We start from the raw sequence: 17,032 nt of genomic DNA, 5'->3' as shown, positions 1-17,032 counted from the left end.
CGCTCAAGTACCTTCTTTACTTCAAGTACATTGCATTTGTTAGTTGTTGTAGTGCTGTACATTTTTTACTCAAGGTTTAACGTTTGATTGATTTAGTTGCTGCAACCCCCGACGCTCCAAAAACCAACCCGATGAGCCTGTACCTCGCGCGTTTGGCGCCCTCCAGCCAATTGACCATGCGTTACGTGCTGCAAGATGCGGCCGATCGCCTGGGCTTTGAAGACATGAATGTCGAAGAGATTCCCTGGCATGCCTTGCAACCGGAAGATGTTGTAGCGCTGGTCGCTGCATTACGCGCAGACAACTACGCACCGAACACTTCTTCGTTGTATGTGAATGCGGTACGCGGCGTCATGAATGAGGCCTGGCGCATGAGTCTGATCAGCCAGGAACATCTGTTGAAGATGCGTTCGGTCAAGGGCATCGCCGGCACGCGGCTGTCCCAGGGGCGCAATCTCAAGCGCACGCTGATTCACGAATTGATGGAAGTCTGCGCCGCCGATCCACGCCCGCAGGGCCTGCGTGATGCGGCAATCATCGCGTTGCTGTACGGCACCGGCATGCGCAAGTCGGAATCGGTGGACCTGGATCTGAATCAGGTCGACTTCAGCGAACGCAGCCTGTGCGTCACCGCCAAGGGCAACAAACAGTTGATCAAGTACGCACCGGCATGGGCGTTCAGCAAGCTCGATGCGTGGCTCGAACTGCGCCGTTCACAGCTCAAGGAAGGCGAGAGCGACGATGCCTTCCTGTTCAACCGTATTCGCCGTGGCAGCCACATCACCCGTGAGCGCATCACCAAGCATGCGATTTACTACATCGCCCGTCAGCGCGGCACGCAGGTCGGGGTGAAGATCATGCCCCACGATTTCCGTCGCTCGTTCATCACTCGGGTGATCGAGGAGCACGACCTGTCGATCGCGCAGAAACTGGCGCATCACAGCAACATCCAGACCACCGCCAACTACGATGTGCGCGATGACAACGAGCGGCGGCGGGCGGTGGATCGCTTCGATCTCTGATCAGTTCAGGCCAAACACATGCGCCGCACCGAGTACCGACAGCTGCACCGCGCTGCCGGCGGGCGGCGCGTGCATGCCGGAGCTGCGCACCAGAATCGAACGGGCCGGATCCTGAGTCGCGGATGAGCTCAGTTCAACGGTCAGGGTGCAGGTGTTGCCGGCAAAGTCGCGGTCGGTGACCAGCGCAGGGCAGCCTTGACTGTCAGATGCCCCTTCGGCGATCTGCAATTGCTCGGGGCGCAGCATGATCTGCGCGGCGCCGCTGAAGCCGTTGCTGTTCACCGCCACCTGACCCAGATCGCAATGCGCCCAACCCGCCTCGATTCGCGCGGGCAGGACCACCGCTTCGCCGAGAAAGTGCGCGGTCTGTTCATCCTGCGGATAGCGGTAGAGATCCATCGGATGCCCGGACTGCACCAGCCGGCCGCTGCGCATCACCGCCAATTGATCGGCAAACGACAACGCTTCGCTCTGGTCGTGGGTCACCAGAATGGTGGTGACGCCGGCGTCTTCGAGCAGGCGCGCGACCATTTTGCGCATGGCACTGCGCAAACCGGTGTCGAGGGCGGAGAACGGCTCGTCGAGCAGCATCAGCCGTGGTTGTTGCGCCAGTGCACGTGCCAGCGAGACCCGCTGTTGCTGGCCACCGGACAATTCGTGGGGCCAACGGTTGGCCATGTTGGCGTCGAGGGCGACGCTGTCCATCAATTCCTGAATGCGTTGATGGCGCGCGGCACCGGTCAGCGCCAGGCCAAAACCGATGTTCGCCGCCACCGTCATGTGTGGGAACAACGCACCGTCCTGCGGGACGTAGCCGATCTGTCGTTGATAGGCCGGTACTGCGTGGCTGCGATCGACCAGCGTCTGGCCGTTGAGGGTGAGGCTGCCGCTGTCGGGAAACTCGAAGCCGGCGATCATCCGCAGCAGCGTGGTCTTGCCGGAACCGGAGGGGCCGACGATCACCGTGCGGCTGCCGGTCGGCACGTTGAGACTGACGTCATCGAGCGCCTTCTGCGCGCCGAAGGTTTTACTGAGGTTGAGCAGTTCGAGAGCGTTCATCGGCCAGCGGTACGCCTGGATTGGTGATAGAGAATGGCCGTCAGCGGCAGTGAAAGCAGGATCATCAAGAACGCGTAGGGCGCTGCGGCGGCGTAGTCGATTTCGCTGGTCATGGCCCAGAAACCGGTGGCGAGGGTGCGCGTGCCGTTGGGCGCGAGCAGCAGGGTCGCGGTCAGCTCATTGGTGATTGCCAGGAACACCAGCGCTGCACCTGCCGCCGCGCCGGGGGCCGCCAGGCGCACGGTGATCAGCCACAATGCGCGCAACGGCGAGCGGCCAAGGCTTTGCGCAATGTTTTCCAGCTCGACCGGGGCCTGAGCGAAACCGGCGCGCAGGCTGACCAGCGCCCGCGGCAAGAACATCAGCAGGTAGGCCAGCAGCACGGTGATGGTGGTCTGGTAAATCGGCCGGGCGAAATGAATGGTCACGGTGACCAACGCCAACGCGACGACAATGCCGGGCAGGGAGCTGGTGATGTAATTGCAGCCTTCCAGCAAGCGCTGCAGTTTGCCCGGCGAGCGGATCGACAGCCACGCGATGGGAATCGCCGCAACACTGGTCAGCAATGCGCCGGCCACTCCGTAAGACAAGGTTTGCAGCAGCGCCGGCAGCAACTCGTCGCCTTCCCAGACCTGCACACCACCGGCCACCAGCCAGCGACCCAGCGTGAGCAACGGCACACCGAGTGCCAGCAGGCAGGTGAAGGTTTGCAGCAATAAAGCCAAGGTTGTCACGCCTCGGCCCAGTTGCACGCTGCGCTGGTCCCGGGCGCTACCGGAACCGACTCGCGCATAGCGGGCGTTGCCACGGGCAGCGGATTCAGCGGTGAGCATCGCCAGACAGCACAGCGCCAGAACCCCGGCGAGCATGTTGGCGGCCGGGCCGTTGAAGGTCGATTTGAACTGATCGAAGATCGCCGTGGTGAAGGTGTCGAAACGGATCATCGCGTACAAGCCGTACTCGGCCAACAAATGCAGACCGACCAACAACGCGCCTCCGCAAATCGCCAGCCGCAGTTGCGGCAACACCACCCGAAAGAACACTGCCCACGGTTTGAGCCCCAAGGACTGCGCAACGTCTTCGATTGCCGGATCGAGACGGCGCAAGGTCGCGGCAATCGGCAAATACAGAAACGGGAAATAGGCGATCACCGACACCAGCACACCGGCCGGCAGACCGTGGATCGACGGAACCAGGCTGACCCACGCGTAACTGTGGACGAAAGCGGGCACGGCCAGCGGAGCCACCGCCAGCACTGACCACCAGCGTCGGCCGGGCAGGTTACTGCGTTCGGTCAGCCAGGCCAGGGTGGTTCCGAGCACGATGCACAGCGGCAGGGTGATCAGCACCAGCAGCACGGTGTTGATCAGCAATTCGCCGACCCGCGGGCGAAAGATCAGGGCTTCGATGGTCGCCCAGCCGGTGTACCACGCCACGCCGATCACGAACGCAATCGGCAGCAGGGACAACAACGACACCAGCACCGCCGAGCTCACCACCCACGAACTGCCACGCCCGGCCAGCGTTCGGGGCGGGTGGAGGAGGCTGGCGGCGGCCGTCGCAACGGCCGGTGCAGGCAAGGTTTCGGGCATCACTCAGAGCAATCCGGCCTGGGTCATCAGCTCGACGGCTTTTTTGCTGTCGAGGGTCGACGCATCGACTTTCGGCGCGTCGAGGGTTTTCAGCGGGGTCAGCTTCGGATTGGACGGCGCGTCTTTGCCCACGGCGTATTCGAAGGAAGTGCCGGTTTCGAGAACTTCCTGACCTTGCTTGCTGGTGATGTATTTGACGAACTTCTGCGCTTCATCCCGATGCTTGCTCGATGCCAGCACGCCGGCGCCGGAGGTACTGACGAACGCGCCCGGATCCTGATGTTTGAAGTAGTACAGCTTGGTGTTTTTGCTGTTTTCGCCGGTCTTGGACTGATCGACGAAGCTGTAATAGTGGTAGATCACGCCGCTGTCGATCTGCCCGGCGTTCACCGCTTTCAGTACCGCGCTGTTGCCGCGATAGATGGTGGCGTTGGTCTTCATGCCCTTGAGCCATTCCAGGGTGGCGGCTTCGCCTTTCTGTTGCAGGACGGCGGCGACGATCGCCTGGAAGTCGGCGCCAGCCGGGGAGGCGGCCCAACGGCCTTTCCAGGCCGGGGTGGCGAGGTCGAGCAGGGATTTGGGCAGGTCTTTTTCAGTCAGTTTGCTCGGGTTGTAGACGAACACGGTGGAACGGGCGGCGATGCCGACCCAATTGCCATGGGCCGGACGGTAGGCGGAATCGACTTGCTCAAGGGTAGCGGGCGCCAGAGGGGCGAACAGTTTGGCGTTGTCCACCAGCACCATCGCCGGCGAGTTTTCGGTGAGGAATACGTCTGCCGGCGAGGCGGCGCCTTCCTGCACGAGCTGGTTGCCCATCTCGGTGTCATCGCCGTTGCGAATGGTCACCGGGATCCCGGTTTCCTCGGTGAAACCGGCCACCCAGGCCTTGGTCAGGGTTTCATGCTGCGCGTTGTAGACCACCAGACCCACCGAGTCGGCGGCAAACGCCTGCCCGGTGCCGAGCAATGCGGTGGCCAGCAAGGCGCGCTTGAAGAAGGATGGAAGGCGTGGATTCATTCGGGCAGCTCCTGTTTTTAGACGTTATGAGCAAACCCTCGCAGGAAACAATGCGAACGATTTGCAAGTGTCGAGTCGCGGCAATGTAGGGTGGCAAATGAGAAAAAAACGTCAAAGAAGCCGTTAATACTTGTCATTGCCATTCAAATTTACCGCGACTTGCCACTTTTGTCTTAACGTCATTGCTCAGGAGTGGGGATGTAGGCCACGCTCTGGTCTGCACGCCCGTGGAATAGCTGCTCGCCACGGGTCGGGGTGGTGGTGATGACTTGGTGATCGGCTTTCAACGCATCGAGTGGCACGGCATCACCGGAACGGTATTGCGCCACGAAAATCGTGCGTTGCGGATCCCAATGTTCACCGCTGTTGCGTTGCAGCCAGGCGATCAGCGCGGCTGTGTCGCCATTGTGCGGGAAGCCCTCGATCGTTTCCGGCACGTAATAGAACGGTGCGCCACCGGTTTGCAGGTACATCGGCACTTTGTTGTCGACTTCGATCATGACCATGCGCCATTGATTCAATGGTGCCTGCTGACTGGCCTGTTCGCGAACCTGCTCGCCGAAGCGGATGACACCGCCGCCGCTGTTGGTCCACGGGTAGAGCACACCCAGTACCGAGGCGAGCAACACCGTGGTGACAGCGAAGCCGATCTTCAGCCCACGGCCTTCGCTGTTGCGGGCGGCCATGCGCCGGGTCACCCACCAGGCACCCAGCAATTGCGCGAAGGGCACCAGCGGCAAGACGTAATAGCTGCGGCGACTGCCACTGGCGGTGAAGAACAGCATCAGCAGCGCGAGCCCTTGAATCAGCCAGCGGGTATTCGGTTCGATGTGCTTCCAGTTGCGCGCGGCCACCCACAAGGCGATCAACCAGCACGGTGCCCAGGGCAGGGTGTAAACCGGCAGGTAGATCAAGTAGGTGTAAATCGGCCCGAACTGATCGAACGGCTGGAAAAACCGCACGACGTTTTCACGCAGCACCAGACCGAGGCCGCTTTGTTCGTAGTTGGGTGCACCGTAGAGGTGAGACAACAGGAACGGCGCCATGTAAAACGCCCCGGCGATCAACAGCGCGCCGAACAGTCGCAAGTTCAGGTGACATTTCCAGCGGTGTTCGCTGAGCAGGTGTGGCAGCAACACCAGCCCCGGCAGGATGAAACCGATCAGGCCCTTGAACAGCGATGTCAGCGACAGCAGGCCGAAGAACACCACGTAGCGCCAGAAGCGGGTGTCATCCGGGCCGCGCCAATACCACCAGACGGCCGCCAGCACACCGCAGACAGTGAGAATGTCGGCGGTGGCCACCCGCGCCCAGAACACGAAATAGAAGGTGGTCGCGAGCATCCAGCCGGCGATCAGCCCGGTGCCTTTGCGAAACAGTTGCTCGCCGAGCAGATACACCAGCCACACGCTGAACCACGCGGAAATCACCGAAGACAGGCGCAACGACCAATGCCCCAGCCCACCGGTGAACCACGAAGTGGCGGTGATCAGCCAGTACGACAGCAGAGGTTTGTCGTAATAAGGACTGCCTTTGAGATAGGGGTCGAAATAGTCGCCGCTTTGCAGCATCTGCAAGGCGATATTGGCCCAGCGGGTTTCCGGCCCCCACAGCTCGCGACTGCCCAGACCGAGCAATAACAGCAGGGCAGTCGCCGCCAGCAGAAGCAGCAATTGCCTCCGTTCAGTCCTGGTCCGGGTCATGGCTGGCTCTGGCTGAAGATGAGGATTTCGATCTGGCCACGGCGGTAGTGCTTGCCGTCTATCGGCAACAGCTCCAGTTGTTGCTCGTCAGAGGTGCTGTTGACGCGCATCACCACGCCCACCGAGCCTTTTTTGCGCGCTTCGGTCATCCATTCGCCTACGCCGTCGAGGCTGACCTTGCGTGACGCCATGGCCGGGTCATCAAGGCCGTACTTGAGCTCGCCAACGGTGTTGAACAGGTCGACTTGCGGACGACGCAAACGCCAGGACAGCGCGGACGCAGCGCCCAGGTCGTTACTCAGCAACGAGCTGGTTTCGCTCAGTTCCTGCTGATGCTCGGCAATGAACTGATCCGGCATCTTGCTGTTGACGATGGTCGCCGGCATCGCCGCTGGCAGCAATGCGACGAGCAGGCCGATGCCCAACGCCGGCATCGCCCACAGCGCCAGCGGGCGCAAGGCTTGCAGCGAACCGGCAATCAGCCAGCCGAGCAGCACGATATAGCCCAGCGACAGGCTGAACATTTCGGTGTGTTCGTAAACTTCACGGGTCGCTTGCAGGTAGATAAGCGCGACCAGTGCGGCAATGGCCAGCACTACGTTGACCACACCGTTGATGCGCAAGACGCGACCGTTCTGGTCAGCTATCCAGTTCATCACGGTGTAGCCCATCAACAGAGCCAATGGCAGCAGGCACGGCATGATGTAAGTCGGCAGTTTGCCGCTGCTCGCGCTGAAAAAAGCCAGCGGCAGCAGGAACCACAAGGCGAGGAAGGCGATTTTCGGATCACGCTTTTCGCGCCAGGTACGCAGCAGCGTCGAAGGCAAGAGCAGTGCCCACGGCAAGGTGGACGCAAACAGCAGCGGCAGGTAGAACCACCATGGTCGTGCGTGCTGTGCGTCTTCACCGGCGGCGAAGCGGCGGATGTGTTCGTGCCAGAAGAAGAACCGCCAGAAATCCGGTTCACGGGCATGCACAGCCAGTGCCCATGGCACGCTGACCAGCGCGGCCACCGCCACGGCAACCAGTCCATAACGCACCAGTTCACCGAAGCGCCGTTGCCAGATCATGTAGGGCAGGGCGATCAGCACCGGCAGCATCAGGGCGAGGAAACCTTTGGTCATCAGGCCCATGCCACAGGCGAATCCCAACAAAGCCCAGCCGCCCAGCCGCGCGCGCGGGGTGTTGCTGTCGATGGCAAACCAGATCGCCACCAGACTCAGGTTGACCCACAGGGTGAACTGCGGATCGAGGTTGGCATAGCCGGCTTGCCCTGCGATCAGGCCGAAGCTCATATAAAGGAGGGCACACGCGGCGCTGATTCGCGGGTTGTTCCACAGGCGCCGGGCCAGCAGCCAGGCCAGCCACACGCTAACCCCGGAGCTGAGCGCCGAAGCGATGCGCACGCCGAACAGGTTTTCACCGAAGATGGCCTGGCCGATGGCGATCATCCAGTAGCCGGCAATCGGTTTTTCGAAGTAGCGAATGCCCATGAAGTGCGGCGCCACCCAGTTGCCGCTCTGCAGCATTTCCTGGCTGATCTGGCCGTAACGGGTTTCATCGGGAATCCACAGACCGTGGGTCATCAGCGGCAGCAGATAAAACACCACGAATGCCAGCACCAGCCCGGGGATCGCAAAACGCTCGATCAGGCTGCTCTGGTGGAGGCGCGGCAAATTCAACGCCGCATGGTGCAGCGGTTTGTTCTCAGACGTCATGACTGGACCTTGGTGCAGTACAAAGTGTGCGTTTCAGTGACGACCTGGCGATTTCCGTAGCAGGCGCGGCACTGGGTTGAATGAATGCAGAGGCGAGCACGACCGAGGGGCGTGTCCTGCATTCAGAGAACGGGTCTGCTTCCAGCGTTAAGTTCTCCTTGAGAAGACAAGCTTTAAAATTAATTTTTTCCAGTTCTGGAAAGTAAAAAACATTTCTTATTACAAATTTCATACACGGCAATACCTTGTGCCAGAGCATTGGCCGGGCCGTTTGTTGTCGACTAAGTTTGATGATTACTTGGCCAATCGTTGCCAGCCTTCGGGATTCATGATGCCGATGACTTCAAGTTTTCCTTGCGCATCTATCCGGGCCAAAACAGTGCTGCCATATTCGGCGGCGACCGCGCGTGGGTAACCGGTCTGCCGTTCGAAATCGGCGATGCAGCCGCTGTGGGTCACCAGGATCATGTTCTGCCCTGGGGTCTTGTGTGCCACCAACTCATCGCGCATCGTCGGGCCACAGGTTTCCAGCCATTCCGCGGCCACGGCATCGTGGCCGAGCATGTAATGCGCAGTCTGCAGGGTGCGCGTCAACGGGCTGCTGAAGAACTGGGTCTTTTCCAGGCCCAGTTGCGTAAAGCCACGGCCTACCTGGGCTGCAGCAATGCTGCCAGCCTGGGTGATACCGTCCGCCGGCCCCAGACAAGTATTGGTCGAGCGGTCGCAACGTTCGGTATGTCGCACCAGTGCGACAACCTCACCGGCCTGCCAGGCCTTCACCCACTCCTGGGTAGCCGACGCACTGGCATAGCGCAGGTTGGCGGGCGAGCGTTGCATCCAGACGAAGCCGCAAATCAGTGTAATCAACAGCAAACCGACAGCAATGATTGCCCAGGTGCGCGGACGAGACAGATCCCATCGCCTGGACGCTGATTGTACGTGTACTAATTCAACCACGACGTTGCCCCTTGTCATTCCCGAGTTCCACTCAGTACACGCACAGTGCAACGTAAGCTCCAGGAGGTTAGTTACTTTACGGTGGTCTACTTGAATGGCTGCTGAACACTACGTTCAGAGTCGTGGCAGTGCAGTGAAGAACATGTGAAAAATTTGCGAGGTCCGGCGTGTTTTAACTAAAACGGCTATTTGATAAACAAACTCAAATACACGTTTTGTTTGTTTTAAACACTTAACAACAACGCCGGGCAAGGCGAAGCTGCGAATATTGGTCAACGTCGTCGCGCCGCCCCTTGCGGCCCTGGCATCAGCCCTGGAGTGATTGAACCGGATGGACCTCAAGCAAAGCCTCGCCAATCGGATTGTGATTGTGTTCGCCCTGATGAGCGCGGTGGTGGCCGGTGTCTTCGCGATGGGCATTGTGGCCACGGTGCATGTCGTCGAGCACAAGTTGACCATGACCGCCCTCAGCGGCGGATTGCGCCGCTTGTTGGCAATGGACGACATCAACGAGTGGCGCCACGAGCCGGAAAAGAGCGAACTGTTTTTTTTCGAGAACGGCCCGGGGGCCATGGCGCTGACGCCACAACTGGCAGCATTGCCCCAGGGGTTTCAGGAGATCACCTTCAACGGCGATGACTTCTACGCGATGGTCGAGGCGGTCGGCGGTCGCAAATATGTGCTGCTGCGCAATCAGGAAAGCTTGGAACAGCGCGAGCACTTGCTGTTCGTGGTGGTGATTGTCGGGTTCATCCTCAGTGTCATGCTGGCGGTCGCGCTCGGCAGGCTGCTGGCGCGGCAGGTCATGGCGCCGGTGATTCGCCTGGCAGGGCAGGTGCGGCATCGTGATCAGTTGATCGCACTGGCGCCGGCCCTGCATCCGGATTACGCCGATGATGAGGTAGGAGAGCTGGCGCTGTCTTTTGACCAGACCCTCGGCCGGTTACGCGAAACCCTGAACCGGGAAAAGCTCTTCACCAGTGACGTGAGCCACGAACTGCGCACGCCGTTGATGGTTCTGGCCAGCTCCTGCGAACTGTTACTGGCCAACCCTTCGCTGGATCCGCGTTCCACCCAGCAGGTCACACGCATCGCCCGGGCCAGCGCTGAAATGCGCCAACTGGTCGAAACCTTCTTGATGCTGGCGCGCAAGCCGGAAGATCTTGGTACCGAATCGACCTGCACACTCAAATCTATCGCCGATGCCCAGGTGGAAATCTGGGGGCGATTGATTCGTGAAAAGGGGCTGGAATTCATCTACGAGCCGCAACTGGCGGGCAGCACGCTCTATGACCTGACGTTTCTGCAGTCGGTCATGGGCAATCTGTTGCGCAACGCCTGGCACTACACCGATCAGGGTTTTGTCCGCTTGACCCTGCTCAAGGACAGTTTCGTGGTCGAGGACAGCGGCATCGGTATTCCGGAAGAGAAACGTCACGCGATGTTCCAGCCATTCGTGCGCGGTGACGAACAGCGCGGTGAAGGCCTCGGGCTGGGGTTGTCGCTGGTGCAGCGGATCTGCAGCCATCAGCGCTGGCAGGTTCAGTTGGTGACTCGCGAACCGAACGGCTGCCGTTTCACCGTCACGCTGTTGGCGACTCAGGAGGCCGAAGGGCAGGCTCGAGAATTGCCCGCCGCCTGATTGATCAGGGCAGCCAGGCGTTTGACGTTGTTCTGTTGCGCGGCCACCAGGTCGTCGATGCTCGAGCCGGACGCTGTTTGCAAGGTTGAATGGCAGGTCAGCAGCGCATTGTCCGCCGCACCGCTGGGGCGCAGGCGCCACTTGACGTCGATCAGCCCGTACTGGCCGGGGATCGAATCAAACCGCTGCACATCGATGCGCACCGAGACATTGCCGCGACTGCCGGTATTGCTCAGTTGATCGTTCAAGGCACTGCGCAACTCATCCGCCAGACTCGCTCCCCACCACTGGGTTTCCAGAATCGCCAGGCCATTGTTGCCCTGACGGATGACGATTTGCGGGCGGTCGACTTGCGGCGGCACGCTGATCGCCTCGATCGGAATCTGCGCGCCGGCCCGGGATGCCGGCAGTTGCACCGGAGTCAGGGTGTGAAAGCTGATCGGCTCGCTGCGGCAGGCGCCAAGCAGCATGAACGCAGCGAGCACGGTGATCTTCAGCGGTAAAGCCATGGGATAGCTCCTGTGCTCAATTGCGTGGCGGTCCTTTCAGATCCAGCGGCGCGGCGTTGTCGGGGCGACCGCGAATCAGCGATTCCGGATGGCGACCGAGATAATCCGACAGCTCACGCAGCGAACGCGACATGCGCCCGAGTTCGTCGAGGGTCTCGGTGAGCTTTTCGCGCTGCGGCGAATCTTCGGCCAGGGTCGAACTGGCGGACTGCAAGGTCTTGCTGACGTCGGCCAGCGTGGTCTGCACGCTCGGCAGGGTTTTCGCGTTGAACTGGGTCAGGCCCTTGCGCAGCTCGACGAGGTTGCTGTCGAGGTTGCCGGCAATTCGTTCGACCGGCAGTTTGTTGAGCTTGTCGACCACGGCTTCGAGTTTTTCCTGCAACTGTTCGAGGCTGCCGGGCACGGTTGGCAAGACCACCGGACGGAGCGTCGCGTCGAACGCAACTTTCTCGGCTTTCGGGAAGAAATCCAGCGCGATGTACAACTGTCCGGTCAGCAGATTGCCGCTGCGGGCCTGGGCGCGCAGGCCATTGTCGACGAAGGTGCCGAGCAGGCGAATGCCGGCCGCTTCGTCGTCGGGGTCGTGCTTGAATTCGGTGAGCATTTTTTTGTAGGCCTGACCGAGGCGCTGCGGGTAAATGACGATGCCGACGTTCAGCGGGAAGCTGCGTTTCTTCGCGTCGAAATCGAGATTGATGCCGACCACCCGGCCGATCTCCATGCCGAGAAATTCCACCGGCGCATCGACCTTGAGCCCGCGCAGCGACTGGTCAAAACGCAGCACCATGTATTGCGCCTTGCCATTGGGCGGGGCGAGGGCGGTTTGCTGATCGGCGAACAGTTCGAAGTCCTTGTCGTCGGCGGCGGCCACGTCGTTGGGGCTGTAATCCGGCGCACGGAAGGCGATGCCGCCGACCAGCATGGTCGACAGCGATTCGGTCTTCACCGCAAAGCCGTTGGCGCCGACATTGATGTCAATGCCGCTGGCGTTCCAGAACCGGGTGTTTTCGGTGACGAAGGCGTCGTTCGGCGAATGGATGAACACCTCGATATCGACGCCTTTACCCTCGGGATTAAGGGTGTAGGTAACCACTTGGCCAACGGGAATCTTGCGGTAGTAAACCGGCGAACCAATGTCCAGCGAGCCGAGATCCGGCGCGTGCAGCATGAAGCGCTTGCCCGGTTCGCCGTAGGTGATCGGCGGTGGGTTCTCCAGGCCCTTGAAGTGTTTCGCGCGGCTGTCGGATTGGCCGATATCGGCACCGATGTAGTCGCCGGAGAGCAGGGTGTCGATGCCCGACACGCCACCGGCACCGATGCGCGGACGCACGACCCAGAAGTGCGAGTCTTCGCGGGTGAAGGTTTCGGCCTGCTTGGCCAGTTTGATCGTGGCGTCGACGCTCTTCTGATCGCCGCTCAACTCGACGTCAGTCACCTGGCCGATCACCACGTTGCGGTATTTGACTTCGGTCTTGTTGGCGGTCAGGCCGCTGCCGGTCTTGAAATTGACGACGATGGTCGGGCCTTCCTGCAGCAGGTTGTGCACCACCAGCGAAATACCGACCAGCACCGCGACGATCGGCACGATCCACACCAGTGAAATACTGAAGCGACGCGTCTTGATCGGCGCTTGGCCCGGTGCTCGTGGCTCATCGGCGGCTGACGACTTCATCCATGTCCTCCTCGGTTTTGTGGATGCTGAGCGTCAGGAACGCAAAAGCACCTCATCAATATAGAAGTGCTTGGCGATAGAGCAAATTCACGGGATTACGTGAATTTGTGTACGAGCTGCCGCAGGCTGCGATCTTTTGACCTTAAAAATCAAGATCAAAAGATCGCAGCCTGCGGCAGCTCCTACAGGGCGGGGGTTATCCGAGGATTTCGCGCAGGCGATACCAGAACATGCCCAGTGCCAGCAGCGGCGAACGCAGGGCCGGGCCGCCGGGGAAGGTCATGTGCGGCACCGCGCTGAACACGTCCATGCCCTGACTGTGGCCGGCGTGGATTGCCTCGCCCAGCAGTTTGGCGCACCAGTGCGTGACGTTGAGGCCGTGACCGGAATAACCCTGAGCGTAAAACACGTTGGGCTGCTGCTTGAGTCGGCCAACCTGCGGGAAACGGTTGGCGGTGATGCCGATCTTGCCGCCCCATTGATAGTCGATGCGCACGTCCGCCAGTTGCGGGAAGACCTTGAGCATCTTCGGCCGCATGTAGGCGGCGATGTCTGCCGGGTCGCGACCGGAATAATGACAGGCGCCGCCAAACAGCAGGCGCCGGTCCGCCGAGAGCCGGTAGTAATCGAGTCCGACTTTCTGGTCGCACAGCGCGAGGTTGTGCGGGATCAGTTGCGCGGCGCGCGCTTCGGACAGCGGTTCAGTGGCGATGATGTAACTGCCGGCGGGCAGGACCTTGCCGCTGAGTTGCTGTTCGAGTTCATCCAGGTGTGCGTTGCAACCGAGTACCAGACTGCCAGCGCGAACGCTGCCGGTGGCGCAGCGCACTTCAACGGTTTCGCCATGAATGATCTGCAGCACCGGGCTCTGCTCGAAGATCCGTACCCCGAGGGACGCCGCCAGCCGCGCTTCGCCTTGCACCAGATCCAGCGGGTGCAGATGACCGGAACCCATGTCGATCAGACCACCCGCGTAACCGTCGGCGTTGACCACTTGCTGGCGGATCTGCTCCGGGCCGACCAGCCGGGTCTGGTGTTGATAACCGAGTTCGTCGAGGCTGACCTGTTCGTCCTTGAACGCCGCGAATTGCGCCGGAGTGTTGGCCAGCTCGCAGAAGCCCCAGCGCAGGTCGCACTCGATGGCGTTCTCGGTGATGCGCTGGCGCACCAGTTCCACCGAGTCGATCCCGGCGCGCTGCAAGTAACGCACGCCGTCATTGCCGACATAGCGGGCAAAGCCCTCGACCTCATGACCGATGCCACGAATCAACTGACCGCCATTGCGCCCGCTGGCACCCCAGCCGATGCGCCGGGCTTCGATCAACACCACCGACAACCCGCGCTGCGCCAGCTCAATCGCGGTGTTGACCCCGGTGAACCCGCCACCGATCACGCAGACATCGGCGCTGAGGTCAGCGTCGAGTGCCGGCCAGGGCGTGCTGACCCGGGCCGAAGCGGCGTAATAGGAGCGGGCGTGTTCTTGCGTGTACTGATTCATTTGTTCGACTTCACTTTGCTCCAGGACCGGGTCATCAGACGCATGATCGACTGGGGCGGGGTAGAGGAGATGTAGAGCTTGTCCAGCACCGCCTGGGACGGGTAGACCTCAGGATTGTTCACCAGCGCCTGATCCATGTACTGCTTGGCGGCCGGGTTCGGGTTGGCGTAACCGACCGAAGCGCTGACCTTGGCGATCACTTGCGGATCGAGCAGGTAATTGATGAAGGCGTGGGCCTCCTTGGTGTTGCTGGCGTCGGCCGGGATTGCCAGCAGGTCGAACCACAGGTTGGCGCCTTCCTTCGGAATGGCGTAGGCGATATTCACGCCGTTCTTGGCTTCCTTGGCGCGGTTGGCCGCCTGGAACACGTCACCGGAATAGCCGAAGGCTACGCAGATGTCGCCATTGGCCAGGTCGGACACGTATTTCGAGGAATGGAAATAGGTGATGTACGGGCGGATGCTCAGCAGTTTCGCCTCAGCCTTTTTATAGTCTTCCGGGTTTTCGCTGCGTGGGTCCATGCCCATGTAGTTGAGGATCGCCGGGAACACTTCGTCCGCCGAGTCCATCATCGACACGCCGCACTGGGTGAGTTTCTTCAGATTCTCCGGCTCGAACAGCACGGCCCAGGAGTCGATGTGATCGATGCCGAGCACAGCCTTGACCTTGTCGACGTTGTAGCCGATGCCGTTGGTGCCCCACAGATACGGCACCGAGTGCTGGTTGCCCGGGTCGTTCTTTTCGAGCAATTCGAGCAACTTGGGATCGAGATTTTTCCAGTTCGGCAACTGCTCGCGATCGAGTTTGAGGAACGCCCCGGCCTTCACCTGACGTGCGAGAAAGTGGTTGGATGGCACCACCACGTCGTAGCCGGTGCGGCCCGCGAGCAGCTTGCCTTCCAGGGTTTCGTTGGAGTCGAACACGTCGTAGATCACCTTGATCCCGGTCTTGGCCTGGAAGTCGGCGAGGGTGGTTTCACCGATGTAGTCGGTCCAGTTGTAGACGCTGACCTGTGGCTGGGCCAGGGCAGCGGTGCTGCACAACAGCGCCAGCGCGGCGGGAACCATGGATTTCAATAGACGCATATCGACACCTCTTGGAGTTATTGGAGTTTTTCGGGTGAGCACGGCCCCTTGTGGTAGCTGGCTTGCCAGCGATAGCGGTGGGTCAGTCGATAGTGATGTCGACTGTGCCGACGTAATCGCTGGCAAGCCAGCTCCCACAGGGTTTGTGGTTGTTGGTCAGACGCTCAGCAGCAGGAACTCGCGCTCCCACGAACTGATCACGCGCTTGAAGTTTTCATGCTCGGCGCGTTTGACCGCGACGTAGCCGCGCACGAACTTGCTGCCAAGGTAACGCGCAACGGTGTCGCACTCTTCCATTTGCGTCAGCGCGTCTTCGATAGTGATCGGCAGGCGCAGGTTGCGGCGTTCGTAGGCGCGGCCTTCGACGGCGGCACTCGGTTCGATGCCTTCGACCATGCCGATGTAGCCACAAAGCAGGCTCGCTGCGATCGCCAGGTACGGGTTGGCATCGGCGCCCGGCAGGCGGTTTTCCACGCGCATGGCTTCCGGCCCGGAGGTCGGCACACGCAGGCCGACGGTGCGGTTTTCTTCGCCCCACTCGACGTTGACCGGTGCCGAGGTGTCCGGCAGGAAGCGGCGGAACGAGTTGACGTTGGGCGCGAACATCGGCAGCACTTTCGGGATGTACTTCTGCAGGCCGCCGATGTGATGGCGGAACAGCTCGCTCATCGTGCCGTCGGCATCGGCGAAGATCGGCTTGCCGGTGGCGATTTCCACGACGCTCTGGTGCAGGTGCATGGCGCTGCCGGGCTCGTCGCCAATCGGCTTGGCCATGAACGTCGCGGTGACGTTGTGCTTGAGCGCCGCTTCACGCAGGGTGCGCTTGAACACGGTGATCTGGTCGGCCAGATCCAGGGCGTCGCCGTGACGGAAGTTGATTTCCATCTGCGCCGGACCGTCTTCGTGGATCAGCGTGTCCAGATCCAGACCTTGCAGCTCGCACCAGTCGTAGACGTCTTCGAACAGCGGATCGAATTCGTTGGCGGCATCGATCGAGAACGATTGCCGCCCGCTTTCGGCACGGCCCGAACGTCCCAGGGGTGCCTTGAGTGGCAGGTCCGGATCTTCGCAGCGCTGGGTCAGGTAGAACTCCATTTCCGGCGCCACGATCGGCTTCCAGCCCTTGTCGGTGTACAGCTGCAGGACTTTCTTCAGCACGTTGCGCGGCGACAGCTCGATCGGGTTGCCGAACTTGTCGAAGGTGTCGTGGATGACGATGGCGGTGGGCTCGATCGCCCATGGAATCACATACACGGCGTCGCTCACCGGTTTGCAGACCATGTCGATGTCGGCCGGGTCGAGCAGGTCGTAGTAGATGTCGTCGTCGACAAAATCCCCGGTTACCGTTTGCAGCAGCACACTTTCCGGCAGGCGCATGCCTCGCTCATGCAGGAACTTGTTGGTCGGTGCGATCTTGCCGCGGGCGATGCCGGTCAGGTCGCTGACCACACATTCAACTTCGGTAATCTTGTGATCTTTCAGCCACGTGAACAGCTGATCGAAAGGGGCATTCATAAAGACCTCGTTATTGGTTTTATAGACGCCGGGGAGGGCGGGT

Annotated in this window: 13 protein-coding genes; 2 read left to right on the top strand and 11 right to left on the bottom strand. The window is 60.9% G+C overall.

Features of this window, described 5'->3' with window-relative positions; translation table 11 throughout:
• Positions 1-131: 131 nt before the first annotated feature.
• Positions 132-1,022, top strand: coding sequence for a tyrosine-type recombinase/integrase (locus tag ABV589_RS01275; protein WP_027611947.1), 891 nt, complete (start codon positions 132-134; stop codon positions 1,020-1,022).
• Here ABV589_RS01275 and ABV589_RS01270 read toward each other — a convergent pair whose 3' ends face one another.
• The 6 genes from ABV589_RS01270 to ABV589_RS01245 form a co-directional block, all read right to left on the bottom strand.
• Complete coding sequence (locus tag ABV589_RS01270; protein ID WP_367084552.1) at positions 1,023-2,081, bottom strand: ABC transporter ATP-binding protein; 1,059 nt, start codon at positions 2,079-2,081, stop codon at positions 1,023-1,025. It abuts the gene before it with no gap.
• Complete coding sequence (locus tag ABV589_RS01265) at positions 2,078-3,673, bottom strand: iron ABC transporter permease (RefSeq protein WP_367084551.1); 1,596 nt, start codon at positions 3,671-3,673, stop codon at positions 2,078-2,080. Before ABV589_RS01265 ends, ABV589_RS01270 begins: the two co-directional genes overlap by 4 nt.
• Before the next feature lie 3 nt (positions 3,674-3,676).
• Positions 3,677-4,690: an iron ABC transporter substrate-binding protein gene (locus ABV589_RS01260; RefSeq protein ID WP_367084550.1), complete on the bottom strand. Its 1,014-nt coding sequence runs from the start codon at positions 4,688-4,690 to the stop codon at positions 3,677-3,679.
• A 179-nt stretch (positions 4,691-4,869) separates the two neighbouring features.
• On the bottom strand, positions 4,870-6,393 hold the full coding sequence (locus ABV589_RS01255; protein WP_367084549.1) for a glycosyltransferase family 39 protein: 1,524 nt from the start codon (positions 6,391-6,393) through the stop codon (positions 4,870-4,872).
• Positions 6,390-8,111, bottom strand: coding sequence for a lipid IV(A) 4-amino-4-deoxy-L-arabinosyltransferase (arnT, locus tag ABV589_RS01250; protein ID WP_367084548.1), 1,722 nt, complete (start codon positions 8,109-8,111; stop codon positions 6,390-6,392). The genes ABV589_RS01255 and arnT overlap by 4 nt, the downstream gene beginning before the upstream one ends.
• A gap of 294 nt (positions 8,112-8,405) precedes the next feature.
• Positions 8,406-8,948, bottom strand: coding sequence for a histidine phosphatase family protein (locus ABV589_RS01245; RefSeq protein ID WP_367084547.1), 543 nt, complete (start codon positions 8,946-8,948; stop codon positions 8,406-8,408).
• 451 nt (positions 8,949-9,399) lie between these two features.
• Between ABV589_RS01245 and ABV589_RS01240 the strand changes: the two genes are divergently transcribed.
• The gene (locus ABV589_RS01240; RefSeq protein ID WP_367084546.1) at positions 9,400-10,710 is read left to right on the top strand and encodes a HAMP domain-containing sensor histidine kinase; all 1,311 of its coding nucleotides are present in this window, start codon (positions 9,400-9,402) and stop codon (positions 10,708-10,710) included.
• Here ABV589_RS01240 and ABV589_RS01235 read toward each other — a convergent pair.
• From ABV589_RS01235 to ABV589_RS01215, 5 genes are all read right to left on the bottom strand, one after another.
• Entirely contained in the window at positions 10,668-11,219 is a 552-nt protein-coding gene (locus ABV589_RS01235) for a PqiC family protein (protein ID WP_367084545.1), read from the bottom strand. The two genes, ABV589_RS01240 and ABV589_RS01235, sit on opposite strands and share 43 nt — an antisense overlap.
• 16 nt (positions 11,220-11,235) lie before the next feature.
• Positions 11,236-12,891, bottom strand: coding sequence for an MlaD family protein (locus tag ABV589_RS01230; protein WP_367084544.1), 1,656 nt, complete (start codon positions 12,889-12,891; stop codon positions 11,236-11,238).
• Positions 12,892-13,087: 196 nt separating this feature from the next.
• Positions 13,088-14,389, bottom strand: a complete 1,302-nt coding sequence (locus ABV589_RS01225; protein WP_367084543.1) for an FAD-binding oxidoreductase — start codon at positions 14,387-14,389, stop codon at positions 13,088-13,090.
• Positions 14,386-15,474 carry a polyamine ABC transporter substrate-binding protein gene (locus ABV589_RS01220; RefSeq protein ID WP_041063835.1) on the bottom strand — a complete coding sequence of 363 codons (1,089 nt, stop codon included), beginning with the start codon at positions 15,472-15,474 and terminating at the stop codon, positions 14,386-14,388. Before ABV589_RS01220 ends, ABV589_RS01225 begins: the two co-directional genes overlap by 4 nt.
• 156 nt (positions 15,475-15,630) lie before the next feature.
• Positions 15,631-16,989: a glutamine synthetase family protein gene (locus tag ABV589_RS01215; RefSeq protein WP_367084542.1), complete on the bottom strand. Its 1,359-nt coding sequence runs from the start codon at positions 16,987-16,989 to the stop codon at positions 15,631-15,633.
• Between the last annotated feature and the right edge of the window lie 43 nt (positions 16,990-17,032).

It is taken from the genome of Pseudomonas sp. HOU2 (genome assembly GCF_040729435.1).
Classification (GTDB): domain Bacteria; phylum Pseudomonadota; class Gammaproteobacteria; order Pseudomonadales; family Pseudomonadaceae; genus Aquipseudomonas.
This window is presented reverse-complemented; position numbering and strand designations above follow the sequence as displayed.